The 24,821-nt window shown below is 64.0% G+C and carries 30 protein-coding genes; 26 read left to right on the top strand and 4 right to left on the bottom strand.

Features of this window, described 5'->3' with window-relative positions; all coding sequences use genetic code 11:
* Window positions 1-195 precede the first annotated feature (195 nt).
* The 8 genes from QA640_RS27545 (at window position 196) to QA640_RS27510 (ending at window position 5,470) form a co-directional block, all read left to right on the top strand.
* Window positions 196-594, top strand: a complete 399-nt coding sequence (locus QA640_RS27545) for a hypothetical protein (protein ID WP_283036036.1) — start codon at window positions 196-198, stop codon at window positions 592-594.
* Window positions 530-1,378: an adenylate kinase gene (locus QA640_RS27540; RefSeq protein WP_283036035.1), complete on the top strand. Its 849-nt coding sequence runs from the start codon at window positions 530-532 to the stop codon at window positions 1,376-1,378. The genes QA640_RS27545 and QA640_RS27540 overlap by 65 nt, the downstream gene beginning before the upstream one ends.
* A 187-nt stretch (window positions 1,379-1,565) precedes the next feature.
* Window positions 1,566-1,934, top strand: a complete 369-nt coding sequence (gene rpsM, locus QA640_RS27535; RefSeq protein ID WP_283036034.1) for a 30S ribosomal protein S13 — start codon at window positions 1,566-1,568, stop codon at window positions 1,932-1,934.
* A 122-nt stretch (window positions 1,935-2,056) separates the two neighbouring features.
* Window positions 2,057-2,446 carry a 30S ribosomal protein S11 gene (rpsK, locus tag QA640_RS27530; protein WP_007603045.1) on the top strand — a complete coding sequence of 130 codons (390 nt, stop codon included), beginning with the start codon at window positions 2,057-2,059 and terminating at the stop codon, window positions 2,444-2,446.
* Between the two features lie 115 nt (window positions 2,447-2,561).
* On the top strand, window positions 2,562-3,593 hold the full coding sequence (locus tag QA640_RS27525; protein ID WP_283036033.1) for a DNA-directed RNA polymerase subunit alpha: 1,032 nt from the start codon (window positions 2,562-2,564) through the stop codon (window positions 3,591-3,593).
* A 130-nt stretch (window positions 3,594-3,723) separates the two neighbouring features.
* The gene (rplQ, locus tag QA640_RS27520; RefSeq protein WP_283036032.1) at window positions 3,724-4,140 is read left to right on the top strand and encodes a 50S ribosomal protein L17; all 417 of its coding nucleotides are present in this window, start codon (window positions 3,724-3,726) and stop codon (window positions 4,138-4,140) included.
* Window positions 4,141-4,376: 236 nt separating this feature from the next.
* Window positions 4,377-5,165, top strand: coding sequence for an SDR family oxidoreductase (locus tag QA640_RS27515; RefSeq protein ID WP_283036031.1), 789 nt, complete (start codon window positions 4,377-4,379; stop codon window positions 5,163-5,165).
* 8 nt (window positions 5,166-5,173) lie between these two features.
* Window positions 5,174-5,470 (top strand): DUF1330 domain-containing protein, encoded by a 297-nt coding sequence (locus QA640_RS27510; protein ID WP_283036030.1) that lies wholly within the window; start codon window positions 5,174-5,176, stop codon window positions 5,468-5,470.
* Between the two features lie 137 nt (window positions 5,471-5,607).
* Here QA640_RS27510 and QA640_RS27505 read toward each other — a convergent pair whose 3' ends face one another.
* Window positions 5,608-6,621 (bottom strand): zinc-binding alcohol dehydrogenase family protein, encoded by a 1,014-nt coding sequence (locus QA640_RS27505; protein ID WP_283036029.1) that lies wholly within the window; start codon window positions 6,619-6,621, stop codon window positions 5,608-5,610.
* Window positions 6,622-6,745: 124 nt separating this feature from the next.
* Here QA640_RS27505 and QA640_RS27500 point away from each other — a divergent pair, with 124 nt between their 5' ends.
* Entirely contained in the window at window positions 6,746-7,120 is a 375-nt protein-coding gene (locus QA640_RS27500; RefSeq protein ID WP_283036028.1) for a helix-turn-helix domain-containing protein, read from the top strand.
* A 43-nt stretch (window positions 7,121-7,163) separates the two neighbouring features.
* Here QA640_RS27500 and QA640_RS27495 read toward each other — a convergent pair whose 3' ends face one another.
* Complete coding sequence (locus QA640_RS27495; protein ID WP_283036027.1) at window positions 7,164-8,765, bottom strand: OprO/OprP family phosphate-selective porin; 1,602 nt, start codon at window positions 8,763-8,765, stop codon at window positions 7,164-7,166.
* Window positions 8,766-9,080: 315 nt separating this feature from the next.
* On the opposite strand from QA640_RS27495, the gene QA640_RS27490 reads away from it, so the two are divergent.
* The 4 genes from QA640_RS27490 to QA640_RS27475 are packed head-to-tail and all read left to right on the top strand — an operon-like array spanning window position 9,081 to window position 13,419.
* Complete coding sequence (locus QA640_RS27490) at window positions 9,081-10,487, top strand: DegQ family serine endoprotease (RefSeq protein ID WP_283036026.1); 1,407 nt, start codon at window positions 9,081-9,083, stop codon at window positions 10,485-10,487.
* A complete protein-coding gene (locus QA640_RS27485; RefSeq protein WP_283036025.1) occupies window positions 10,484-11,821 on the top strand; it encodes a replication-associated recombination protein A in 1,338 nt (445 codons plus the stop codon). The genes QA640_RS27490 and QA640_RS27485 overlap by 4 nt, the downstream gene beginning before the upstream one ends.
* A gap of 52 nt (window positions 11,822-11,873) precedes the next feature.
* Complete coding sequence (locus tag QA640_RS27480; protein WP_283036024.1) at window positions 11,874-13,073, top strand: RluA family pseudouridine synthase; 1,200 nt, start codon at window positions 11,874-11,876, stop codon at window positions 13,071-13,073.
* Window positions 13,074-13,104: 31 nt separating this feature from the next.
* Window positions 13,105-13,419: a hypothetical protein gene (locus tag QA640_RS27475; protein WP_283036023.1), complete on the top strand. Its 315-nt coding sequence runs from the start codon at window positions 13,105-13,107 to the stop codon at window positions 13,417-13,419.
* A gap of 157 nt (window positions 13,420-13,576) precedes the next feature.
* Here QA640_RS27475 and QA640_RS27470 read toward each other — a convergent pair whose 3' ends face one another.
* Window positions 13,577-14,023 (bottom strand): hypothetical protein, encoded by a 447-nt coding sequence (locus QA640_RS27470; RefSeq protein ID WP_283036022.1) that lies wholly within the window; start codon window positions 14,021-14,023, stop codon window positions 13,577-13,579.
* Window positions 14,024-14,180: 157 nt separating this feature from the next.
* On the opposite strand from QA640_RS27470, the gene QA640_RS27465 reads away from it, so the two are divergent.
* The 5 genes from QA640_RS27465 (at window position 14,181) to QA640_RS27445 (ending at window position 18,437) form a co-directional block, all read left to right on the top strand.
* Window positions 14,181-14,975, top strand: a complete 795-nt coding sequence (locus QA640_RS27465; RefSeq protein WP_283036021.1) for an ATP12 family protein — start codon at window positions 14,181-14,183, stop codon at window positions 14,973-14,975.
* A gap of 55 nt (window positions 14,976-15,030) precedes the next feature.
* Window positions 15,031-16,665 (top strand): flagellar hook-length control protein FliK, encoded by a 1,635-nt coding sequence (locus QA640_RS27460; protein WP_283036020.1) that lies wholly within the window; start codon window positions 15,031-15,033, stop codon window positions 16,663-16,665.
* Complete coding sequence (locus tag QA640_RS27455) at window positions 16,662-16,925, top strand: EscU/YscU/HrcU family type III secretion system export apparatus switch protein (RefSeq protein ID WP_283036019.1); 264 nt, start codon at window positions 16,662-16,664, stop codon at window positions 16,923-16,925. Before QA640_RS27460 ends, QA640_RS27455 begins: the two co-directional genes overlap by 4 nt.
* A 79-nt stretch (window positions 16,926-17,004) precedes the next feature.
* Window positions 17,005-17,817: a class D beta-lactamase gene (gene blaOXA / locus QA640_RS27450; protein WP_283036018.1), complete on the top strand. Its 813-nt coding sequence runs from the start codon at window positions 17,005-17,007 to the stop codon at window positions 17,815-17,817.
* A gap of 248 nt (window positions 17,818-18,065) precedes the next feature.
* Window positions 18,066-18,437, top strand: coding sequence for a serine hydrolase (locus QA640_RS27445; RefSeq protein WP_283036017.1), 372 nt, complete (start codon window positions 18,066-18,068; stop codon window positions 18,435-18,437).
* On the opposite strand, the gene QA640_RS27440 is transcribed toward QA640_RS27445, so the two are convergent.
* Window positions 18,380-18,784, bottom strand: coding sequence for a DUF4260 domain-containing protein (locus tag QA640_RS27440; protein ID WP_283036016.1), 405 nt, complete (start codon window positions 18,782-18,784; stop codon window positions 18,380-18,382). The genes QA640_RS27445 and QA640_RS27440 overlap by 58 nt on opposite strands.
* A gap of 144 nt (window positions 18,785-18,928) precedes the next feature.
* On the opposite strand from QA640_RS27440, the gene QA640_RS27435 reads away from it, so the two are divergent.
* The 8 genes from QA640_RS27435 to QA640_RS27400 all read left to right on the top strand — a co-directional run bounded on the left by QA640_RS27435 (window position 18,929) and on the right by QA640_RS27400 (window position 24,761).
* A complete protein-coding gene (locus QA640_RS27435; RefSeq protein ID WP_283036015.1) occupies window positions 18,929-20,461 on the top strand; it encodes an acyl-CoA carboxylase subunit beta in 1,533 nt (510 codons plus the stop codon).
* 125 nt (window positions 20,462-20,586) lie between these two features.
* Window positions 20,587-20,934, top strand: coding sequence for a hypothetical protein (locus QA640_RS27430; protein ID WP_283036014.1), 348 nt, complete (start codon window positions 20,587-20,589; stop codon window positions 20,932-20,934).
* Window positions 20,935-21,048: 114 nt separating this feature from the next.
* Window positions 21,049-21,381, top strand: a complete 333-nt coding sequence (locus tag QA640_RS27425; RefSeq protein ID WP_283036013.1) for a DUF2214 family protein — start codon at window positions 21,049-21,051, stop codon at window positions 21,379-21,381.
* A 112-nt stretch (window positions 21,382-21,493) separates the two neighbouring features.
* The gene (locus QA640_RS27420) at window positions 21,494-21,979 is read left to right on the top strand and encodes an adenosine-specific kinase (RefSeq protein ID WP_283036012.1); all 486 of its coding nucleotides are present in this window, start codon (window positions 21,494-21,496) and stop codon (window positions 21,977-21,979) included.
* Between the two features lie 114 nt (window positions 21,980-22,093).
* Window positions 22,094-22,285, top strand: a complete 192-nt coding sequence (locus tag QA640_RS27415; protein ID WP_283036011.1) for a hypothetical protein — start codon at window positions 22,094-22,096, stop codon at window positions 22,283-22,285.
* Window positions 22,286-22,319: 34 nt separating this feature from the next.
* Window positions 22,320-22,646 (top strand): GcrA family cell cycle regulator, encoded by a 327-nt coding sequence (locus tag QA640_RS27410; RefSeq protein ID WP_283036010.1) that lies wholly within the window; start codon window positions 22,320-22,322, stop codon window positions 22,644-22,646.
* 58 nt (window positions 22,647-22,704) lie between these two features.
* A complete protein-coding gene (gene sulP / locus QA640_RS27405) occupies window positions 22,705-24,426 on the top strand; it encodes a sulfate permease (RefSeq protein WP_283036009.1) in 1,722 nt (573 codons plus the stop codon).
* 119 nt (window positions 24,427-24,545) lie between these two features.
* On the top strand, window positions 24,546-24,761 hold the full coding sequence (locus QA640_RS27400; protein ID WP_283036008.1) for a dodecin domain-containing protein: 216 nt from the start codon (window positions 24,546-24,548) through the stop codon (window positions 24,759-24,761).
* Window positions 24,762-24,821: the final 60 nt, after the last annotated feature.

The following is a 24,821-nucleotide window of genomic DNA, read 5'->3' as shown; positions in this document are numbered from 1 at the left end:
CTCGCGCGCCGAATCGCTGTGACGATTGGCGCGCTGCTCCTTTTCCTTCTCGGCACCCACGTCCCTGTCACGGGCATGTGGACGTCGAACGCCCGATGCCCCAAGGCGCGGTGGTTCGCCTGTCGGTCTTCTCTCTCCGCCTCATTCCGTTTTTGAGTGCAGCGATTGTCATTCGACTGCTGTCGGCCGTGTGGCGTGGACTCGGCGCGCTCGAAGGTTCAGGCCACCGCCTACGTCTTCGATCCAGAGCGCACAGCCGATTCGCTTGCCACGCGTGGCGGCGTCATCCCCGGCGTCGCGCCGGGCGAACCCACAGCGGATTACCTCGATCGCGTGGTGTCGTTGACGACGGTGGTCGGAGCCGTCTACCTGACGGTGCTGCAGCTGATTCCGGAGGCCTTCGTGGCCTACGGCAATGCGCTGCCGTATAATATGGGTGGTGGTGCGGCGCTGATTGTGGTTTGCACTATTCTCGATCTTCAAACACAGGTGCGCGACCTATCGCTCACCGATCCGGGGGGCAACGCCAATGAGAATTATCCTTCTGGGACCGCCGGGGTCAGGCAAGGGGACCCAGGCGCAACGGCTGATTGAGCGCTACGGAATCGTGCAGCTCTCCACCGGTGAGATGCTTCGCGCTGCGGTTGCGGCGGGAACGCCGGTCGGACTGAAGGCGAAAGAGATCATGGCGGGCGGCGGCCTCGTGCCTGACGACGTCGTGGTCGGAATCATCGCCGATCGGATCGAGCAGCCCGATGCCAAGAAGGGTTTCATCCTTGACGGCTTCCCGCGCACCGTGCCGCAGGCCGAGGCGCTCGACGAGCTGCTGAAGCACCGGCGCCTCAAGCTCGACGCAGTGATCGAGCTCAGAGTCAACGAGAGCGCGCTGCTCGATCGTGTCGAGACGCGTGTCGCCCAGATGCGGGAGCGCGGCGAGGAAATCCGGGTCGACGACACCCCGGAGGTCCTGACCAAGCGGCTTGCCAGCTACCGCAGCCAGACGGAACCGCTGATTCACTACTACTCCGAGCGGCGCAAGCTTTCGACGGTCGATGGCATGATGACCATCGATGAGGTCACCCGCGCCATCCACCGCCTGCTCCTCGCGCTGGGGGCGGTCGAGCCCAAAAACCACGCTAAGTCGGCCCAGGCCAAGTTCAAGGATAAGACGGCGGCCAAGGCGGGTCCAGCCAAGCCGGGCGCAAAAAAGGCTGCCAAAACGGCCAAAAACTCCGCTAAAGCGGCCAAAAAGTCCGGCAAGGCCAAGAAGGCCAGCGGAGGCGCCAAAAAGGCTGCCAAGAAGACCGTCAGAAGGATCGCCAAAAAGGGTCCGAAGAAGGGTCCAAAAAAGGTCACGAAAAAGCGAGCTAAGCGCTAGCAGCGGTTGACGAAACCCCCCGGAATCCCTTAATAAGCCCCGCATCCAAGTCGGATAGTTTCAGACGATGCCGGGCCCCAGGAAGACCGGGGGTGGGCGTCGTGTTCGCGTTTGTGAACACCTGCCCGAGAAAGCAAGCACTTAAAGCCCGATTCCTGACGAGGGATCGGCAACAGGAGAGAAGGCCGTGGCCCGTATTGCCGGCGTAAACATTCCCACCAACAAGCGCGTGCTGATCGCGCTCCAGTACATCCATGGCATCGGCCCGAAGATCGCCGGTGACATCATGGAGAAGGTGAAGATCCCCGAGGATCGTCGCGTCAATCAGCTCAGCGACCAGGAAGTGCTCCAGATCCGCGAAGTGATCGACCGCGACTATCTCGTCGAGGGCGACCTGCGCCGCGAGGTCGGCATCAACATCAAGCGTCTGATGGACCTCGGCTGCTATCGCGGCCTGCGCCATCGTCGCGGTCTGCCGGTGCGCGGTCAGCGCACCCACACCAATGCGCGCACGCGCAAGGGCCCGGCCAAGGCGATCGCCGGCAAGAAGAAGTAAGTTTTCGAATTCAGTCGCGGCGTGTGGCGAAGCGGGATAGCCCGTTCGCCGCGCGCCTTTCGTTCCACAGGTGTAGCCGCTGGCACTACGGCGGCGTTTGAGATCTCCAGGAAAGGTACTCTATGGGCAAGGAAGCCACCCGCGTTCGCCGTCGTGAGCGCAAGAACATCGCCTCCGGCGTTGCGCACGTTAACTCGTCGTTCAACAACACGACGATCACCATCACGGACGCGCAGGGCAACACGATCGCGTGGTCGTCGGCGGGAACCATGGGTTTCAAGGGATCGCGCAAGTCGACCCCGTATGCAGCGCAGGTCGCTGCGGAGGACGTTTCCAAGAAGGCGCAAGAGCATGGCATGCGCACGCTGGAAGTCGAGGTCGCCGGTCCTGGTTCGGGCCGCGAATCGGCGCTCCGCGCGTTGCAGGCTGCGGGCTTCACCGTCACCTCGATCCGCGACGTGACCACGATCCCGCACAATGGTTGCCGCCCGCGCAAGCGTCGGCGCGTTTGATACGAGGTCGCGGACGCCGTCGTCGTCCGCGATGACTTTGTTTTGCGAAGCCGCAAGCGCGACTTGCGGTCTTTCTCCAACGCCAGTGTCCGCAATGGCAGACTGACTGGCCTGTATGGGTGAAACAGTGACGATCCAGAAAAATTGGCAAGAACTGATTCGGCCGAACAAGCTCCAGGTAACCCCGGGTAGCGATCCGGCCCGCTTGGCGACCATCGTCGCCGAGCCGCTCGAGCGTGGCTTCGGCCAGACGCTCGGCAACGCACTGCGCCGCATCCTGTTGTCTTCGCTGCAGGGCGCCGCGGTGCAGTCGGTGCACATCGACGGCGTGCTGCACGAGTTCTCCTCGATCGCGGGCGTCCGTGAGGATGTCACCGACATCGTGCTGAACATCAAGGACATCTCGATCAAGATGCAGGGCGAAGGCCCCAAGCGTATGGTCGTGAAGAAGCAGGGCCCAGGCGTCGTCACCGCCGGCGACATCCAGACCGTCGGCGACGTCACCGTGCTCAACCCGGACCTCCAGATCTGCACGCTCGACGAGGGCGCCGAGATCCGCATGGAGTTCACGGTCTCGACCGGCAAGGGCTACGTGCCCGCCGAGCGCAACCGTCCCGAGGACGCGCCGATCGGCCTGATCCCGGTCGACAGCCTCTATTCGCCGGTCCGCAAGGTCTCCTACAAGGTCGAGAACACCCGCGAGGGCCAGATCCTCGACTACGACAAGCTGACCATGACGATCGAGACCAACGGCGCGATCACGCCGGATGACTCCGTGGCCTACGCCGCGCGCATCCTGCAGGATCAGCTCAACGTGTTCGTCAACTTCGAAGAGCCGCGCAAGGAAGTCGCCCAGGAGATCATCCCGGACCTCGCCTTCAACCCGGCCTTCCTCAAGAAGGTGGACGAGCTCGAGCTGTCGGTGCGTTCGGCAAACTGCCTGAAGAACGACAACATCGTCTACATCGGCGACCTCGTGCAGAAGAGCGAAGCGGAAATGCTCCGCACCCCGAACTTCGGCCGCAAGTCGCTGAACGAAATCAAGGAAGTGCTGGCCCAGATGGGCCTGCACCTTGGCATGGAAGTGCCGGGCTGGCCGCCGGAGAACATCGACGAGCTCGCCAAGCGCTTCGAGGATCATTACTAAGCGAGTGGCGAGTAGCGAATGGGAATCCATCCTCCATTCGCTACTCGCATCACTGGGCGAACGCAGGCAGCCCACCTGAGCAACATGTCCGACGAACCGTCGCGGCAGTTTGGAAAGTAAGGAATAGACTATGCGTCACGGCAAGGTTCACCGGAAGCTCAACCGCACGGCGGAGCATCGCAAGGCGATGTTCGCCAACATGGCGGCCTCGCTGATCAAGCACGAGCAGATCGTCACCACGCTACCGAAGGCGAAGGAACTTCGTCCGATCGTCGAGAAGCTCGTCACCCTCGGCAAGAAGGGCGGTCTGTCGCTTCGTCGTCAGGCCATCTCGGAGCTGCGCGACGTCGACATGGTCAAGAAGCTCTTCGACACGCTCGCGACCCGCTACAAGGACCGCCAGGGCGGCTACACCCGCATCATCAAGGCCGGCTTCCGCTACGGCGACAATGCCGCGATGGCCGTGATCGAGTTCGTCGATCGCGACGTCGAGGCCAAGGGCCAGGACTCCGGTCCGTCCCAGGCCAAGGAAGCCGAGGCGGCGTAAGCCGGTTCGCATATCGGGTTTGATAAGGCGGCGCTCTCGAGCGCCGCTTTTTCTTTCGGCCGTAGGGTGGGCAAAGCGAGGCGTACCCACCACCTGCGCGCCGTGCGAGAAATGGCGGGCACGGCGCTTGCGCGTCTTTGGCCACCCTACAGCCTAGGGCTCACGCATCGGTGAGGGCCGATTGCGGCTCCTCGTGTCGCGCCCGATATCTCCATCAACATCAATGGAGATATTGCATGAAGATCGACCTTTCCGGAAAGAGCGCCCTTGTCACCGGCTCGACCGCCGGCATCGGCCATGCCATCGCCAAGGGCCTTGCGGCCGCCGGCGCGAGCGTCGTCATCAACGGGCGCAGTCGGGACAAGGTCGATGCGGCCGTCAAGAAGCTGGAAGAAGCGGGCGGCAAGGTGCGTGGCATCGCGGGTGACGTCTCGACGGATGCGGGCTGCAAGGCGCTCGTCGCAGCGCTGCCCGAGGTCGACATCCTCATCAACAATGCCGGTATCTTCGAGCCGAAGGACTTTTTCGAGATCCCGGATGCGGACTGGAGCCGCTTCTTCGAGGTCAACGTGATGAGCGGCGTGCGGCTGTCGCGCGCGTATCTTTCGGGCATGCTCAAGCGCAATTGGGGCCGCATCGTTTTCATCTCATCGGAGTCCGCGCTCAACATCCCCGTCGAGATGATCCACTACGGCATGACCAAGACCGCGCAGCTCTCGGTCGCACGCGGGCTCGCGCAATTGACGCGCGGCACCGGCGTCACGGTGAATTCAGTGCTGCCCGGCCCAACGATGTCGGAGGGCGTCGAAACCTTCGTGAAGGATCTCGCCGAGCAGAACGGCCAATCGGTCGATGAAGCCGCGGCCAATTTCGTCAAGCAGCATCGCCCGACTTCGCTGTTGCAGCGCTTTGCGAGCGTCGATGAGATCGCCAACATGGTGGTCTTCGTCGCCTCGAAGGAGGCATCCGCCACCAACGGCGCGGCGCTGCGCGCCGAGGGCGGCATCGTCAATACCATCGCTTGAGGCTGCGCATGCCGGCCTATGTCATCTCCGAGGTCGAGGTCCGCGATAAGAGTGCGATGGAGGCCTATCGGACGCTCGCCGCAAAGACGATCGCGCAATATGGCGGCCGCTACCTGGCGCGCGGCGGCACGGCCGAGGTCGCGGAGGGCGGACCTTCGCCGAAGACCATCATCATCGTCGAGTTTCCCACGATGGCGCGCCTGCGCGAATGGTATGCCTCGGTCGAATACGCCGAAGCGCTGAAGCTGCGGCGCAACGCGCTGGAACGCCGGCTGATGTTTGTCGAGGGTGTCGAGAACGCCTGACCTCGTCATTTCGAGGAGCTCGCGACAAAAAGCAAAGCAATTTTGCGCTGAAGCGACGAAGCAATCCAGACTGCTCCAGCGGAAAGACTCTGGATTGCTTCGCTTCGCTCGCAATGACGGAGGACTTGGCTGACCGCTTACCACCCCTCCAGCACGATCTTGCCGCGCGACTTCCCGCTCTCCAGCAGCGCATGTGCGCGCTTGAGGTTGGTCGCGTTGATCGTGCCGAAGCTCTGATCGAGCGTGGTGCGAAGCACGCCCTTGTCGATGAGATCGGCGACGTCGTTGAGAAGGTGATGCTGCGCGATCATGTCAGGCGTCTGAAACGAGGAGCGCGTGAACATCGATTCCCAATGCACAGAGATCGCCTTGCCCTTGAACACACTCATGGTGAATTCTGCCGGATCGTCGATCAGGCCGAACCTGCCCTGCGGCGCCATGAAGTCTGCGATCGCCTTGTAGTGCTGGTCGGTGAAGGTGAGGCTCGCCACCAGCGCGACCGGCGGCAGCTTGAGCTTCTCGATCTGCTCCTTCATCGGCTTGCCGTGATCGATCACCGCGTGTGCGCCGAGATCGAGGCACCATTTCCGCGACTCCGGCCGCGTCGCGGTCGCGAGCACCGTGAGGCCGGTGAGACGGCGCGCAAGCTGGACCAGGATCGAGCCGACGCCGCCTGCGGCGCCCGTGATCAGGAGCGTGCGCGGATCGATGCTCTTGCCGGGCACGGCGCCGAGCCGATCGAACAGCAATTCCCAGGCGGTGATGGAGGTGAGGGGAAGCGCGGCGCCTTGCGCGAATGAGAGCGATTTTGGCTTGCGGCCAACGATGCGTTCGTCGACCAGATGGAATTCGGCATTGGTGCCTTGGCGCAGGATCGAGCCGGCGTAGAACACCTCATCGCCCGGCTTGAACAGCGTGACATCAGGCCCGACCGCATCGACCACGCCGGCCGCGTCATAGCCCAAAATCTTGACCTCGCCCTCGGGCGGTGCGGCGCGTTTGCGCACCTTGTAATCGACCGGATTGGCCGAGATCGCCTTCACCGCGACGCGGATGTCACGTCCCTTCGCCTCAGGCTTTGCGGTTTCGAAATCGATCAGGGACTCCTGATCCTCGATCGGAAGCGATTTTTTGTAGCCGACGGCCTTCATGTCTCAAGTCTCCATCAGGTGGTGAGATCGCCTGCCGGGTTAAGTGTCCGGGTAGCTCCGATTTTGCAAGTACTGTAAAAACGGGGATATAGTCCCTGTTTGGATACTATTGGGGGAAACACGCATGAAACGGCGAAATTTTGCCCGTCGTCCGGGCTGCTCGGTCGAGGCCACGCTGGACCTGATCGACGGCAAATGGAAGGGCGTGATCCTCTATCACCTTCAGAGCGGCACGCAGCGCTTCGGCGAATTGCGCCGCCTGATGCCCGGCATCACCCAGCGCATGCTGACAAAACAGCTTCGCGCGCTGGAGGAGGACAAGCTCGTCATCCGCAAGGTCTACGCGGAAGTGCCGCCGCGGGTGGAATATTGTCTCTCTGAGCTCGGCGAGAGCCTGCGGCCGGTGATCGACATCCTGAAAGCCTGGGGCGAGAGCCACCAGGAGCGCCTGTCCTGCGCGCCACCGCCGGTAGTCGTGAGGAAGAAGCGCGCGGCTTGAGAGAAGTCCGGGGGCGGCCGCGCCGCTCCCGGGACGGTTCGCGTCAGAACGCGAACTGCGTACGCATGGCGACCGCGTCGAACTTCGAGCCGACGTCCGCCGTCGAGACCGGCGAGGCCTGCTTGGACACCGTCCCGTGCAGGTAGTCGAGCATGAAGCGGACATTGCCATTGACGTACCAGTTGAGTGCCAGCGTGTAGACGGTCTGCCGACCGCCCGAGATGCCCGTTGCAGTCGCAAGCTGATTGTTGAGGTCGATCGTCGAGAAGCGGCCGGCGACTTCCCACGCACCCCAGCCGCCGCCGTCGAGCGAGAACGGGTGCGCCGGCTTGATGCCGCCATAGGAGGCGGTCGAGGGATTGTAGGCGTGGTTCTCACCGGTCAAGACGTAACCGGCCTGCGCATAGCCGCCCTGGAAATGCAGGCTCGGCGCGCCGATCGGCGGCAGACCCGTGTTGGCGCTGCGATCGACGTTGTACCAGAAATATTCGCCCTGGAGGATCAGCGGTCCATAGGTCGCCGCGGCCTCCATGCTGTAAACCTGCGCGCCCGAGGCATTGGCGATCGCTCCGGTCGAAATCAGTGTCGTCGGATCGATGCGCAGCTCGGGTCGATCGCTCAGCGTCAGCGTCTGGGCGCCCGTGATCATGTTGCGCGGCGGCTGGATCAGCCACTGCGCATCGGCGCCGAGATGCACCGAGTAATCCCTGCCGCTGACGAGCTGGCCCGCGACGCGTGCGACGGCGCCATATTGCTCGCTCGTGCCGGGCGGGTTCACGCTCGATGCGGAGTGGATCGCACCCGTGGCGGGACCGGTGACATAGGCGCCGGCCCAGAACACGTCGTTCCACCAGCGGGTGCCCACGGTGGAGCGGAAGTCGCCGGCGGCGATATTGGTCGCGATGACGCCGGACGAGGCGCGCTCCATGAACAGGATGTCGTTGGAGCTCGTGGCTTCATCGAGCGTGTAGGGGATGTCCATGATGCCGCCCTCGACCGCCATCTTGCCGCCGAAGGGCTTCAGTCCGGTGTAGCTCAGATAGGCATTCTCGATGCCGGACACGCCACCGCCCGGGTCAGATCCCGGCGCTGACCCGCCGAAGCCGTCGGCCGAGCCGCCGAAGTCGTAGACCAGGGCGAAATTCCAGTCGTTGAAGAACTTGCCGGCGACTCCGATGCGCGCGCGGCGGACATTTTCGCCGCTGTCGAGTTTTTGCGGCACCGTCGCCGCGGTGTTGGGACGATAGTCGTAGCCACCGACGTCCCAGTGCACCCGGCTCGTGATCGCGACGCAGTTCTGTTCGTCCGCCGTGCAGATCGTCGGGCGGTTGTTCGGCATGGTCACGACGACGCCGGATGGAGCCACCGGGCCCTTGACTGGAATGGCGGCGTTGGCGTTGGCGATCGCGGCCTTTGCCTCCGACCGCGCCTCGGCCTTGGCTTCCGCCTTGGCGCTTGCGGTCGCGGCGGTGTTGGCGGCCGTCTGCTTCTGAAGCTTGTCGAGCTTCTGTTCGAGAAGCTTCAATTGCTGCTTCAGAAGCGCGATCTCCTGTTCGCTGCTGTTTGCCGATTGGGCATGGCCTTGCGAGGCCACGAGCGCGCCGGCGAGGCCGAGCGCGGCCCTCGCAAATCTTGTCCTGCTCACGTCATCCACTCCTTGCTGATCAACATCCCCACTCACCACGGAGAATCGTAAGAGCGCTTGATGACTGCCCCGCGACGATACGCGTTACGGTTGCCGGTTCCCACTGATGTAAATTCGCTGCAACCGAATCGTGCAAGCGTCCACTCTGGAGGATGATGGACGTCATGCCAATCCCGCGGCGGCGCAAAATGGCGGTTCCTCGCGCAGGACTTGCATGCCGGCGCGGGGAAAAAAGGGGGCGAATAATGGCGGCTGCCGCCCTTCTATTGAGGGGCGAACATGCCTATATTCCGGCGTCTTTTCCGTGAGGTAGGAATGTTTCGATTGATCCGTGCCACCCTTATTGCCGTAAGCTGCGTGACCCTGCTGGGCAGTGTCGATCCCGCGGTCGCGCAGGACCGTCGCGTCCCGTCGTCTCCGGCGGAGCTGAAGCTGTCCTATGCGCCGATCGTGCAGCGGGTTCAGCCGGCAGTGGTCAACGTCTATGCCGCCAAGGTGGTGCAGAACCGCAATCCGCTGCTCGATGACCCGATCTTCCGCCGCTTCTTCGGCGTGCCGGGCCAGCAGCCCGAGCAGATGCAGCGTTCGCTCGGCTCCGGAGTCATCGTCGATCCCTCCGGCCTCGTCGTCACCAACGTCCATGTCATCGAGGGCGCCGACCAGGTAAAGGTGTCACTCTCGGACAAGCGGGAGTTCGAGGCCGAAATCCTGCTGAAGGATTCCCGCACCGATCTCGCAGTGCTGCGTCTGAAGGACGCGAAGGAGAAATTCCCCACCCTCGACTTGACCAATTCCGATGAGCTGATGGTCGGCGACGTCGTGCTCGCGATCGGCAACCCCTTCGGCGTCGGCCAGACCGTGACCCACGGCATCATCTCGGCACTTGCGCGCACGCAGGTCGGCATCACCGACTATCAGTTCTTCATCCAAACCGATGCGGCGATCAATCCGGGCAATTCCGGCGGTGCGCTGGTCGACATGAACGGCAAGCTCGCCGGCATCAACACCGCTATCTACTCGCGCTCCGGCGGCTCGCAAGGAATCGGCTTTGCGATCCCTGCCAACATGGTGCGCGTCGTCGTTGCATCCGCCAAGAGCGGCGGTAAGGCGGTGAAGCGGCCGTGGCTCGGCGCGCGGCTCCAGGCGGTGACGCCCGACATCGCGGAGAGCCTGGGCCTGCGCTCGCCGACCGGCGCGCTGGTCGCCAGCGTCGTGCCGAATGGGCCAGCGGCGAAAGCCGGCTTGAAATCTTCCGACTTGATCATCGCGATCGACGGACAGTCGGTCGATGATCTCAACGCGTTCGACTATCGTCTCGCGACCCGTCCGCTCGGCGGTACGGCGCAGCTCGATGTGCAGCGCGCCGGCAAGCCGGTCAAGCTCACGGTGCAGCTCGAGACCGCTCCTGACACCGGCCGAAACGAGATCGTGATCACCGCGCGCTCGCCGTTCCAGGGCGCAAAAGTCTCGACCATCACGCCTGCAGTCGCCGACGAATTGCATCTCGATGCCGACACAGAAGGCGTCGTGATCACCGAGATCGGCGACGATACGACGGCCGCGGGCGTCGGCTTCCAGAAGGGCGACATCGTCCTCTCCGTCAACAACCAGAAGATCGGCAAGACCGCCGACCTGGAGAAGGTGGCGGGCGCGTCGTCGCGGCTCTGGCGCATCACGCTGGTGCGGGGCGGCCAGCAGATCAACGTCACGCTCGGCGGATGAGCGCGAAGCGACAACAGGAGACGCCAACGCTCTTTGCCGCGGCGGGGCTCGATCACGATGCCCCGCATCCGCTGCCGGATCGCCTGCGCCCGCGTGCGCTGTCGGAGGTCGTCGGTCAGGATCACATCCTCGGCCCCGACGGCGCGCTGACGCGCATGCTGGAGACGCGCACGCTCGGCTCGCTGGTGTTCTGGGGCCCGCCAGGCACCGGCAAGACCACCGTGGCGCGGCTGCTCGCGGATGCCACCGACCTGCATTTCGAGCAGATTTCTGCGGTGTTTTCCGGCGTCGCTGACCTGAAAAAGGCCTTCGACGCTGCGCGCGCCCGCCGCGAAATGGGCAAGGGCACGCTGCTGTTCGTGGACGAGGTGCATCGCTTCAACCGCGCGCAGCAGGATTCCTTCCTGCCAGTGATGGAAGACGGCACGGTGGTGCTGGTCGGCGCCACCACCGAAAACCCGTCCTTCGAGCTCAACGCGGCGTTGCTGTCGCGTGCCCGCGTCCTGGTGTTCCATTCGCTCGACGCCGCCGCGATCGAAAAGCTGTTCGCGCATGCCGAGGCGGTCGAAGGCAAGAAGCTGCCGCTGGACGCGGAGGCGCGTGCCGCGCTCGCACGCATGGCTGATGGCGATGGCCGCGCCGCGCTGACGCTGGTCGAGGAAGTCTGGCGCTCGGCGCGGCCAGGCGAGATCTTCAACGCCGCGCAGTTGCAGGACATTTTGCAGCGCCGTGCGCCGATCTACGACAAGTCCGCCGACGGCCACTACAACTTGATCTCGGCGCTCCATAAATCCGTGCGCGGCTCCGATCCGGACGCTGCGCTTTATTATCTCGCGCGCATGCTGGACGCTGGCGAGGACCCGTTGTTCCTGGCGCGGCGTGTGGTGCGCATGGCGGTCGAGGACATCGGTCTTGCCGATCCGCAGGCGCTCGTGATCGCAAACGCGGCGAAGGATGCCTTCGATTTTCTCGGCCATCCCGAAGGCGAGCTCGCAATCGCCCAAGCCGTCGTCTATCTCGCCACCGCGCCGAAATCGAACGCGGTCTACACCGCCTTCGGTGCGGCGATGCAGACCGCAAAACAGGCCGGTTCGCTGCTGCCGCCGAAGCACATCCTCAACGCCCCGACCGGTTTGATGAAGTCGGAAGGCTATGGCGCGGCTTACGAGTACGACCACGACGCACCCGATGCCTTCTCCGGCCAGGACTACTTTCCGGAAGCCCTGGGGCGCCAGACCTTCTACGACCCGCCCGAGCGCGGCTTCGAGCGGGAGATCAGGAAGCGGCTGGAATACTGGGCGAAGCTGCGGAAGGAGCGTGGCGGCTCGCGCTAAAATCGGCCATTTCGTCGTGACGCAAGGCCGCTTTTGGGCTAGGCAGGCAACCATGAGCCGTCGCATCAAGAGAACCAACCCCAAGCCCCGCTTACGCGTCGAGCGCAAGGAGCCGCGTCCGTTCAAGGCGCGCAGCGCGCATAAAGCGGGACCGCGGCCCGGCGGCAAGCCGGGTGCGAAGCCGCGGGGCTTTGCGTCCGAGCGCGCCGAGCGGCGTGAGCCCGTTCCCGCGCCCAGCAAGCCCGTCGAGGCGTTGCTGCCGACCAAGGTGCAGACCGTCACAGTGACGGCTGACGAGAACAACATGCGCGTCGACCGGTTTCTGGAAGCGCGTTTCCCGGGGCTGTCTTTCTCTCACATCCAGCGCGTCGTGCGCAAAGGCGAGCTGCGCGTCGACGGCAAGCGCGTCGACAGCAAGGACCGGCTGGAGGAGGGGCAGAGCGTCCGCATTCCGCCGTTGAAGCTGGATGCGCCGAAAGCTCCCGGCGCGCTCTCCGAAGCCGCTCAAAAGACACTTCAAGCGCTCAAGGAGATGACGCTCTACGAGGACGACGACGTCCTCGTCCTCAACAAGCCGGCCGGCCTTGCCGTTCAAGGCGGCTCCGGCACCACGCGGCATATCGACCAGATGCTGGAGGTTATGCGCGACGCCAAGGGGCAGAAGCCGCGCCTGGTGCATCGCATCGACAAGGACACGTCGGGCTGCCTGTTGATCGCGAAGACGCGGTTTGCGGCGACCCATCTCACCGGCGCCTTCCGCTCACGTTCGGCGCGCAAGATCTATTGGGCACTGGTGCCGGGTCTGCCGAAGCCGAAGCAGGGCCGCATCTCGACCTTCCTCGCGAAAGAGGAGAGCGAGGACGATACCATCATGCGCATCGCCCAACATGGCGACGAGGGCGCGAGCCACGCGGTGACCTACTATGCGGTGGTCGAGACCGCCGGCAACAAGCTGACCTGGGTGTCGTTGAAGCCGGTGACGGGGCGCACGCACCAGCTTCGCGCCCACATGGCCCATATCGGACATCCCATCATCGGCGATCCCAAATATTTCAACATCGAGAACTGGGAATTGCCGGGCGGCCTGCAAAACCGGCTGCATCTGCTCGCGCGCCGCATCGTGATCCCGCACCCGCGCGGCGGGGTAATCGACGCCAGCGCCCCGTTGCCGCCGCACATGCAGCAGTCGTGGAACCTGCTCGGCCTGGACGCAACAAGATTTGATCCGATCGAGAACGCGCCGGAAGAGTAGTCAGGTTGCGAGACTATCGGGGGCGAACGACATGTCCTCCATGAAGGCTCCGCTGTCCATCCTGGTGGTTCTCGCCACGCTCTCGGTGGGGCAGGGCAGCTTCGCGCAGACGCTGTTGCCGGGCACCTCGCTGCTGTTGCTGCCGCCACCGCCTCCTCCGCCACCACCGCCGAAGATCGAGATACCAAAAGTCCCGCAACTCGATGCACGGCCGAGCTACAATTACAGGCCGGCGCCACGGGCCTCGTTCGGCGACCGCGTCAGCAGATGCCTCGAGGACGCCGCTGGGGCAGGCCTGAGCCCCGCCGATCGTGGCACGTATTCACGCATGTGTGCGAACCAGTAGGGCGCCTCGCGACACTCTCAGCCGTCATCGCCCGGCTTGACCGGGCGATCCAGTACTCCGAGACGGTCGTGATTGAATCGTTAGGCCACGGTGACTGGATGCCCCGGTCGAGCGGGGGCATGACAGCGGCGAGTGCGATAGGGTCGCCGCGCTTCAACTAGTTCCTGAACTGCTCCAGAAACATCCGCAGGCTGTCATGTGGGCTCTCGACGTCGGTGATCAGCCAGCCTTCCGGCCCGTTGACCAGGATGAAGTTCAGCGTCACCCGGCGGCCGTTATTGTCGAACAGCGCGGCGACATAGGTCTTGTCATATTGCTTGCGGAGCACCGAGATCGCGACCGGGCCGAGCGTCCACGTCGGGCTCTGTACCAGGAAATCGTAAGGGTCGCTGCGGAGGCTGCTCCAGGCCTTGCGCAGGCTGGGATCGAAAAACTGGCGCGCGGTGGCGGCATCCCGCGGCAGGCCTTTCGAGAGTTCCGGCGCACCCCGCCCGTAATAGGCATAGACGTTGCGCACCAGCGATTCCGGCGAGCGAAAACCGGCCTCCGCCGCGGCCAGCCAAAACCCGGCGAACAGGGCCAAAATGCCCGTGACTTCCTTCATGCCTGCCGCTCGCTTTATCGGCTGCCGGACTTATCTTAGAAGCCTAGGGCATGATCCGGAAAAGTGTGTAGCGGTTTTCCGAACCAGATCATGCCCAAACAATAGCCCAAAGCGGGATGCTGTATCGCGCTTTGGTGGGATCAGGGTCGAAAACCGAATGCGCGAATTGTTTGACGAGGTTGCGGGGCAGTCCCCGCCCGATCCGCGGGAAGCCGCGCGGGCTGGCTCCCGTGCGCCCCTGCGCAAGCGTTTTTATGCGGAGGCGGGCGTCGCGGAGGCCGAGGGCGGCTTCGCCATCACGCTCGACGGCAAGCCGATCAAGACGCCCTCCGGCCGCCAGATCGTCATCCCCGCGCAGCCGCTCGCCGACGCGGTCGCCGCGGAATGGGCCGGTCAGATGGAGACGATCGATCCCGTGACCATGCCGCTGACGCGGCTCGCCAACAGTGTGATTGAGGGCGTGGTCGATCGCGTCGATCTCGTCAGCGACGACCTCGCAAAGTACCTCCAGTCCGACCTGTTGTTCTATCGCGCCGGCCATCCCGAGGGCCTGGTGGCGCGCGAGGCCGCGCACTGGGACCCCGTGCTGTTCTGGGCGGCCGAGACGCTTGGCGCGCATTTCATCCTGTCCGAGGGCATCATGCATGTCACCCAGCCGGAGCAGGCGATCGCGGCCGCGCGGGCGGCTCTGCCCAAGGATCCCTGGTCGGTCGCGGCGTTGCATGTGATCACGACGCTGACGGGCTCGGCGCTGCTGGCGCTCGCCCTGGCCCACCGGGTGCGTGATGCCGACCAGGTCTGGGCCGCCGCCCATGTTGACGAGGACTGGAACGCCGATCAGTGGGGGGTGGACGAGGAGGCGGCCGGCCGCCGCGCCGCCCGGCTGAAGGATTTTGCGGCGGCGGTGACGGTCCTTGATGCCGTGAACGAGCACCCGACGCAAGGTCCTTAACGGGAGGTTTACGACGGATGGCTAGGGTCGATCGCGTTCCGCGGGCCCTTAAAACATGCCGACGCCGATAAGCTCGATCGTTTCCGTCAGTGCCGCCACCTCCGTGACTGACGCGGCGACGCCCGAGCTCGTGCTCCAGGCAGGCTCCGTCGTCGACGCCAAGGTCATCAGCGTGATAGCCGACAATCTCGTGCGCATCGCGATCGCCAACCTCTCGATCGACGTGATGTCGGAGGTGGCGCTGTCGCCGGGCCAAAACCTCCAGCTCGCGGTGTCACAGAACGATGGCACGGTGCGGCTTGCGATCGTCAACGGGGCAAGCGGGGCGGCGACCGATCAGGTCACGCTGACGCCAGGTGCGCTCGCGCTCACCGATGCGCCCACGCTCGCCCCGTCCGCGACCGCTGGGCGCAATCTCCTGACGCCGCTCGAGCAGATCGCCGTTTCGGTGGCCTCGACTGAGGCCGTGACCAAGCAGGGCAGCCAGGCGCCGCTGTTTGCCAATCTTGCCTCGGTCGTCGCCAGTGACCTGCCGGCCGGGCTGAAGCAGGCCGTGCTGGACGTGCTGGCGCAGCAGACGCCGCTCAGTCCGCAGCTCGACGGTGGCGATATCGAGTCCGCGTTCCAGAAATCGGGGCTCTTCCTGGAGGCCTCGCTGTCGTCGGGGCTGGCGCCTGCAAGCGGCAGCATTCCTGATCTGAAGGCGGCGCTGCTGGTGCTGCGCCAGACGCTGGCGGCGAGCTCGGGCGCGCTTGAAACCACCGTGCCGCAAGTGGCCGCACCGGCGACCGCGCTTCCCGCCGCGCCTGCGGCCGTCGCGCAGGCCGTGACGTCGCTCGAGCAGATCGCAGGCGAAGCCCTCCAGGCGCCGCCGCTGTCACCTGAAGCAGGCCCGCGGCAGACGCTGCAAGTGCCGCATGGTGCCAATATCGCGGCTGCCGCGCTCGCCGAAGCCGTGACCGAAGGCCCGCTGCCGCGCACAATGTCGCCCGGCGTCGCGCTGAGCCTGCTCCAGGAAGCCGTGCAGGAGCTTCCGCGTGCGATGGGCGCCGCCTTCACCACGCCCAAAGCCGCGGTGCCGGACGCGCACAGCCTCGACACGATGCCGCGTGCGGCGACCGCGCCGCCGCCATTCCGCGGCGCGCTGCCATCGCCGCAGGCCATCGCAACGACCTCGCTCGCATCGGATGCGCCGCTGAGTCAGACCGTGCACCGCCTGCTCGACGACACCGACGCCGCGATCGCGCGGCAGACCCTGTTGCAGGTCGCATCGCTTCCGGACCGTGTCGATGCCAGCGGCCATCCTGTTGATCCCTCGGTGCCGCAGTGGAGTTTCGAAATTCCCTTCGCGACGCCGCAAGGCACTGCGATGGCGCAGTTCGAGATTTCGCGCGACAGCGGCGGCAGCGGGGCCGATCCAGCGAAGAAGGCCTGGCGCGCGCGCTTCTCGCTCAACGTCGAGCCGGCCGGCCCCGTGCACGCGCTGATCACGCTCAATGGCGACAAGACCTTTGTGCGGATGTGGGCGGAACGCCCCATCACCGCGCAGCAATTGCGCGAGGGTGCCGGCGAGCTCAGCCAGGCGCTGGCCAAGGCCGATCTCAAGCCCGGCGACATTGTGATCCGCGATGGCACGCCGCCGCAGCCTCAACCGGCCCGCGCCGGACACTTTCTGGATCGTGCGACATGAGCGAGGAGAACAAGCTTGCCATCGCGCTGCACTACGAGACGGGCAGTGGTGCGCCGCGGGTCGTCGCGAAAGGCAAGGGCACGATCGGCGCCAGGATCGTGGAACTGGCCAAGGCCCACGACATCCCGATCGAGGAGAACGAGGTGCTGGCCGGGGCGTTGTCCAAAGTCGAGCTCGGCGACGAGATCCCGCCGGACCTCTACAAGGCCGTCGCCGAAGTCTTGGTGTTCGTGCTGCGGCTCTCGGGCCGGGTGCGCTAAAACCGCGGTGAATGCTGTCATGGTTTCACCACGAAATCGGCTGCACTGTCGCTTCCAGATCATCGAACGGATATCGCCTTTGCTGAACCGTCGCTCCACTCTCGGCCTTCTCGCGGCTAGCGCCATCCTGCCGTCGCGTGCGCTCGCCAATATCGCGCCGCCGCTCAGCGAAGTCCGCGACAGCCTTGCGAGGCGCTTTGCGGATGCCGGCACGGCCGGGACCTTCGTCGGCTACAAGGTGGACGACTACATGATCATCCTGAGCGACAAGGATCGCTCCGCCGAGCCGCGGTTGCCGGCCTCGACCTTCAAGATCCCGAATTCGTTGATCGCACTGGAAACGGGCGTGGTGCAGGACCCCGACAAGGACATCTTCCCCTGGGACGGCGTGAAGCGCGACATCGAGGCCTGGAACAGGGATCACACGCTGCGCAGCGCCATCGCGGTGAGCGCGGTACCGGTTTATCAGGAGATCGCGCGCCGCATCGGCCAGGAGCAGATGCAAAAGTATGTCGACCTCTTCGAATACGGCAATCGCGACATTGGCGGCGGTATCGACCAGTTCTGGCTGACCGGAAACCTGCGCATCGATCCGATGGACCAGATCGACTTCGTCGACCGGCTGCGTCGCCGCGCGCTGCCGATCTCGAAACGCAGCCAGGATCTCGTCTGCGATATCCTGCCGGTAACGAAAGTCGGCACCTCCATCATCCGTGCCAAGTCGGGGTTGACCGGGAAAGAGCAGGGCTCGCTCGGTTGGATGGTCGGCTGGGCCGAGAAGGACGACGCGCGCACCGTGTTCGCGCTCAACATGGATTGCCGCGAGCCGCGCCATATCGCCGACCGGATGACGTTGACGCAAGCCTGTCTTGCCGATATCGGCGCAATTTGACGTAGCAACTCTGGCGTCTGTCGCGCCACTCGACTAGCATCGCTCCCCGCGAATGGGCGCGGCCGCCGCATCGTCGCGACCTATGGGCGTTCGGGGGCGGCCAACGATCGCGCGCTGGATGCCGACACTGTCTTCGAGATCGGCTCGATCACAAAAGTCTTCATCGCCCTGCTGCTGGCCGAGATGGTCGGGCGGGGCGAGGTAGCGCTGGATGATCCCGCGGCCAAATTCTGCCTGAGCGGGTGAGGATGTCGGAGTATCAGGGCGTGCCGATCACGTTGCTGGATCTTGCGACCTACACCTCCGGCTTGCCGCGCGTGCCCGACAATTTTGCGCCGAAGGATCCCACCAATCCGTATGCCGACTACACCGCCGATCGGCTCTACGATTTCCTGTCGAACCACAAGCTTGGCTTTACGCCGGGCAAACACTACGAATACGCCAATCTCGGCTTCGGCCTGCTCGGGCACGTGCTGAGCTTGCTGACGCTGCACCAGAACGGCAAGGACATGCGTGGGCGGGAGGGTCAAACGCCCGGAAACGCGCGGCCGAAGCCAGCCGTTCACGCTTTCCCCATGCGTCCGATCCGCCCCAGATGGGTGAAGCCGAAGCCGGCCTGATATTTAAGCCCGTAGCCCAGCGCCCGGTCGAGGCCGATATGGGCGAGCCAGATCATGGCGATGGAGAGCAGGAGCGGCCATTCCAGCGCAAAACCCACCGTGAGCAGCGCCACGGCGACCATGTAGCTGTGCGCGGCATTGTAGACGATCGCGCCCGACCGGCTGTCGGCGAGGTATGCCAGGAAACTCAGATCGGGCGCCAGGAAGAGCAGGGCGAAGACGGCCCAAGACCCACCCCAGACTACATAGAGCAGCACCATGCCGGTAAACAGCGTCAGCCCCTCCAGCCGGAGCAGGATCTTGATGCCGCCGGTCACCTCGCCGGTCGTTGTGACTGCATCATGCATCTTAATCGCCTCCGATAGGCCCCTGTAATTCCTTGAGCTTTTAGCCGCCTTGGGCGCGGCGGGCATGCGCAAAGCCGCTTCCCGGCCCGCAAAATGCCGTGTTAGAACCGCCGGCAATCGCACCTTAATAACTGGCGGGAGCAAATGAAACATATCCTGGACGCCCTTGAAGAACGTCGCGCCGGCGCCAAGCTCGGCGGTGGCGAGAAGCGCATCGAGGCGCAGCACGCCCGCGGCAAGCTGACCGCGCGCGAGCGCATCGAGCTCTTGCTCGACAAGGGATCGTTCGAGGAATTCGACATGTTCGTCGAGCATCGCTCCATCGAGTTCGGCATGGAGAAGAACAAGGTGCCGGGCGATGGGGTCGTGACCGGCTGGGGCACCGTCAACGGCCGCAAGACCTTCGTGTTCGCCAAGGATTTCACCGTGTTCGGCGGCTCGCTATCGGAGACGCATGCGCTGAAGATCACCAAGCTCCAGGACATGGCGATGAAGGCGAGGGCGCCCATCATCGGTCTCTATGACGCCGGCGGCGCGCGCATCCAGGAGGGCGTCGCGGCGCTCGCGGGCTATTCCTACGTCTTCCGCCGCAACGTCATCGCTTCCGGCGTGATCCCGCAGATCTCCGTGATCATGGGCCCCTGCGCCGGCGGCGACGTCTATTCGCCGGCGATGACCGACTTCATCTTCATGGTGAAGAACACCAGCTACATGTTCGTCACCGGCCCTGATGTGGTGAAGACCGTGACCAACGAGGTCGTCACCGCCGAAGAGCTGGGCGGCGCCTCGGTGCACACCACGCGCTCCTCGATCTCCGACGGCGCGTTCGAGAACGACGTCGAGGCGATCCTCCAGATGCGCCGCCTGATCGACTTCCTGCCTGCTAACAACACCGACGGCGTGCCGGAATGGCCGAGCTTCGATTCCATCGAGCGCATCGACATGTCCTTGGACACGCTGATCCCCGACAATCCGAACAAGCCCTACGACATGAAGGAATTGATCCTGAAGGTCGTGGACGAGGGCGACTTCTTCGAGATCTCAGAGGCCTTTGCCAAGAACATCATCACGGGCTTTGGCCGCATCGCCGGCCGCACCGTCGGCTTCGTCGCCAACCAGCCGATGGTGCTCGCCGGCGTGCTCGACAGCGATGCGTCACGGAAAGCGGCGCGTTTCGTTCGTTTCTGCGACGCCTTCAACATCCCGATCGTCACCTTCGTCGACGTGCCCGGCTTCCTGCCGGGCACCGCACAGGAATATGGCGGCCTGATCAAGCACGGCGCCAAGCTCCTGTTCGCGTATTCGCAATGCACCGTGCCGCTGGTGACCATCATCACCCGCAAGGCCTATGGCGGCGCCTTCGACGTCATGGCGTCCAAGGAGATTGGCGCCGACATGAACTACGCCTGGCCGACCGCCCAGATCGCCGTGATGGGCGCCAAGGGCGCGGTCGAAATCATCTTCCGCTCAGACATCGGCGATCCCGACAAGATCGCGGCAAGAACCAAGGAATACGAGGACCGCTTCCTGTCGCCCTTCATCGCGGCCGAGCGCGGCTATATCGACGATGTCATCATGCCGCATTCGACCAGGCGCCGGATCGCGCGGGCGCTGGCGATGTTGAAGGACAAGAAGACGGAAATGCCGGCCAAGAAGCACGACAATTTGCCGTTGTGAGGCGATGTCGTAGGGTGGGTTAGGCGAAGCCGTAACCCGCCGACACCACCCACCTCGCATCGAGAATTCGGTGGGTTACGCTGCGCTAACCCACCCTACGGACGACGGGCACGATCTCACATCCAATGACCGAAGACGATCCGACCGACGAGATTTCAGACATTGAAGCGCGGATCGAGGCGCTCGCCGAGATCGCGGAACGATGCCGGAAGTTCATTCTGGCTTCGAAGGTCGCCATCGGCGGCGGGGCTGCGCTGTTGTTGATCGCGATCCTCGGGCTATTCGGGGCCGGTCAAACCGCCGCACTCGGATCGATTGCCTTGGTGCTCGGTGGAATCGTATCGCTCGGCTCGAACGTCAGTACGTTGCGACAGACCGACGCCGCCATCAGCGCCGCGGAGGCGCTTCGATCTCAACTGATCAACAGGATCGATCTTCGCGTGGTCGCTGATGCGCCAATGAAGCTGATGTGACGTGGCACTGACTCAGCACGGTTAGCGAAAGGTAGCCCACTATTTTGCCTACATGCGATGGCGGATTACGCTTCGCTAATCCGCCCTGCGAGCTCTGTCCGGGGAAATCCAGCCATGTCCACGCTCTTCGCCGTCCTCCATCATCTCTGCGCCTTCACGCTGGTCTCGGCCGTCGCGATCGAGTTCACGCTGATCCGGCAGGAGATCACGGCCGCCATCGCGCGGCGGCTTCAGGTTAAATTCGCGCTCTTCATCATCATCGGGCTGTTGTCGATCATTCCGACCCGCGAGTTCCTGTCGTGGAATGCGGCGCTGAAGGCGGGGCAGGTGCCGGTGATCGACGCGAAGCGGAAGAGGCTGGTGACGTCGATCATCCACGGCGAGCTTGCCGCCATCGTCATCATCGTGCTCAGCGCGGCCATCATGGCGCGAGGAGGGTGGGTCTAGCGCGCGGGGCCGGCTGTGGGCGAAGCCGTAACCGCCATCCACCTCAGGCCGCTTGCAATCGCCTTCCAGTGGCCTACCATGACTTGCGTGTCTACCTTGAAGGAGCGCAGCCATGGAACTCACCGTGGTGCCCATCATCAAGCCGGACGCCGCCAACTTCATCTTTGGCCAGTCGCATTTCATCAAGACCGTGGAAGACCTCCACGAGACGCTGGTGGGCGCCGTCCCGGGTATCCGCTTCGGGCTGGCCTTCTGCGAGGCCTCCGGCAAGCGGCTGGTGCGCTGGTCGGGTAATGACGAAGCCTCACTCGCCCTGGCGCGCAACAACGCATTGACCATCGGCGCCGGCCACACTTTCCTGATCTTCCTGGGCGACGGATTCTTTCCCGTCAACGTACTGGCTGCGGTGCGCGCCGTGCCTGAAGTCTGCCGCATCTACTGCGCAACGGCCAACCCGACCGAGGTGATCGTCGTGCAAACGGAGCTGGGCCGCGGCGTGCTCGGCGTCGTCGATGGCGCCTCACCGCTGGGCGTCGAAACCGACGCGGACATTGCGTGGCGGAAAGATCTGCTGCGAAAGATAGGCTACAAGCTGTAGTGGCTGGATGCAGCCGAAGTGACGGACCTGCAGCGATATACAGTCGAACCCACAATCGCGAGACGGCCGGCAGGTTCACCGGCGCTCTCAGCTCCAGACCCGAGGAGCAACAACATGAAGCAAAATACCCCCGAAGAATTTTTCACCGGCGTGGTGGATTGGAATAGCTTGGTGTCCACGAGCGGCGCAATACCGCCCCGGGATCCTGATGACGAAGACGAGGACGAGGAGGGAGAAGAGGACGAGGACGACGAGGACGAGGAGGACGACGAACCGGCGGTCGTGCGCGAGCCGGACGAAGACTAGAAAAGTGGATGGCAGTTGGCGTACAATGTCTTCCATGAGTTGGGATGCGAAAGACGTAGCGCTGCTCAAGAAGCTCTGGGTCCAGGGACAGAGTGCCGCGCAGATCGCGCGCCGTCTCGGGTGTAGCCGCAACGCTGTCTGCGGCATGCTCACCCGCTTGGGCCTGAAGCGTGGCCACAAGCCGCCAACGGCAAAGCCCAAGATAAGGTCGGTCCGGAAGCAAGAGCCGGCGTTGTTGGTTGCCTGCGCCCAGCCGGCAGCAAAGAAGGTGTCGCGGAAGACGACAGACAAGCAGCCCAAGGAATTCAGCAAGCGCCAGCTCTACGCCATGCTGGCTGAAGCGGTCAGGAATACGGGCTAGCCGGCTGGCGCGACGTCGTTGTGGTGCGAGCCCAGTCCGACCGCGTTGGGGAGGGGCAATGGGCCATTGGACCCGCTGGTTACCAGGTCTTGACACCCTTCGTCGATATCAAAGGAAGTGGCTCTCGCACGATATCTTCGCTGGGGTCGTACTGGCGACAATGCTGGTCCCGGTTGGCATTGCCTATGCGGAGGCGTCGGGCTTGCCCGGCATCTACGGTCTATACGCAACAATTACACCGCTCCTCGCTTACGCGCTGTTCGGTCCAAGCCGCATCCTCGTCCTGGGACCGGACTCGGCTCTGGCGGCCATTATCGTGGGAGTGGTCGGTCCTTTGTCGGGTGGCGATCCGATGCGCGCCATAACCTTGGCCGGAATGATGGCAATCGTTTCTGGCACGGTATGTATTCTGGCGGGCATTCTACGCCTGGGCGTTGTAACCGAACTTCTCTCCAAGCCGATACGCTACGGTTACATGAACGGAATTGCATTGACCGTATTGATCAGTCAACTGCCAAAGCTGTTCGGCTTTTCGATCGAAAGCGAAGGACCTCTGCGGAGCCTGTTGGCGATCGCCGGTGCAATCCTTGAAGGAAAGACAAACTGGGTCGCCTTTGGGCTTGGGCTCGGCACGCTGACGGTGATCCTTCTGCTCGAGAGCAACAAGCGGCTGCCAGGCATTCTGATTGCCGTCGTCGGGGCAACAGCCGTCGCGGGCGCGCTGGATCTTGGGGCGCGTTACGGCGTGAAGGTTCTGGGGCCTCTTCCCCAGGGCCTGCCGGGTTTCGCCCTTCCCTGGATCGGTGCCGGAGATATCGTCGAGGTGCTGATCGGCGGTTGCGCAATCGCGCTGGTGTCATTCGCCGACACCAGCGTCCTTTCGCGCGCCTATGCTGCGCGATTGGGCGCTCAGGTCGATCCCAACCAGGAGATGGTGGGGCTTGGCGCCGCCAATCTGGCGGCCGGCCTTTTTCAGGGCTTTCCGATCAGCAGCAGCGGTTCGCGCACGCCTGTGGCCGAAGCCGCCGGCGCGTGCACCCAACTCACGAGCGTCATTGGCGCGCTTGCCATCGCCTTCCTTCTGCTGGTGGCACCAAACCTCCTTCAGCATTTGCCCAATGCTGCATTGGCCGCCGTCGTCATCGCCGCCGCCATTGGCTTGATCGAACTCGCCGACCTCAAACGGATCTACCGCATTCAGCAGTGGGAGTTCTGGCTATCGATCGTCTGTTTTGTCGGCGTGGCCGTGCTGGGAGTAATTCCGGGGATAGGTCTGGCCATCGCCATCGCCATCGCCGAGTTTCTATGGGACGGGTGGCGCCCGCACTTCGCCGTATTGGGCCGGGCCCACGGTGTCAAAGGCTATCACGACATCACGAGATATCCGGATGCACGCCAGATCCCCGGGCTGGTGCTGTTGCGGTGGGATGCGCCTCTGTTTTTCGCCAACGCTGAATTCTTCAAGGAGCGCGCTCTGGATGCTGTGGCGAACTCGCCAACGCCGGTGCGCTGGCTGGTCGTTGCGGCCGAGCCGGTCACCAGCGTGGACGTCACCGCCGGCGATACGCTCGCCGAATTGGACGAGGCGTTGCACGCGCGGGATATCGAGCTTTGTTTTGCCGAACTGAAGGATCCCGTAAAGGACAAGCTGAAGAAATTCGGATTGTTGGCCCAGCTTGGCGAGAGCAATTTTTTCCCCACCATCGGCGTGGCCGTTTCCCACTACCTGGAAATCCATGATGTCGAGTGGGAGGACTGGGAGGACGAAGCCAGAACTTAGTCGCGATGGGCCTTGGTGCGCCCTGCGATCGTGGGCGTCCTTTCAGGGCCGATATCGTGCTAGGCTCGACTGCAGCAGGGAGCACCTGCTTCCTGCTTCATAGCGAACGGGAGAACGACATGCCTGAGAGCGTCTACAAGGTTATAGAACTGGTCGGCACCAGCAGCGATTCCTGGGAAAAGGCCGCCGCCAACGCGGTCGAGCAAGCCGCGAAATCTCTTCGGGACCTTCGCGTCGCAGAGGTCGTCAAGCTCGATATGCAGCTGGACGCCAAGGGAAAAGTAGAGGCCTATCGCGCCAAACTCAACGTGTCGTTCAAGTTCGAGGGCACCTGAGCCAAAGCAAAGCCTCGCCTCGCTTGCGGGGCGAGGTCGGATCTTACGCGCAGGGAGCGC

This window comes from Bradyrhizobium sp. CB82, assembly GCF_029714405.1.
Classification (GTDB): domain Bacteria; phylum Pseudomonadota; class Alphaproteobacteria; order Rhizobiales; family Xanthobacteraceae; genus Bradyrhizobium.
The sequence above is the reverse complement of the archived record's forward strand: the minus strand, read 5'-3'. Positions and strand labels throughout refer to the sequence as shown.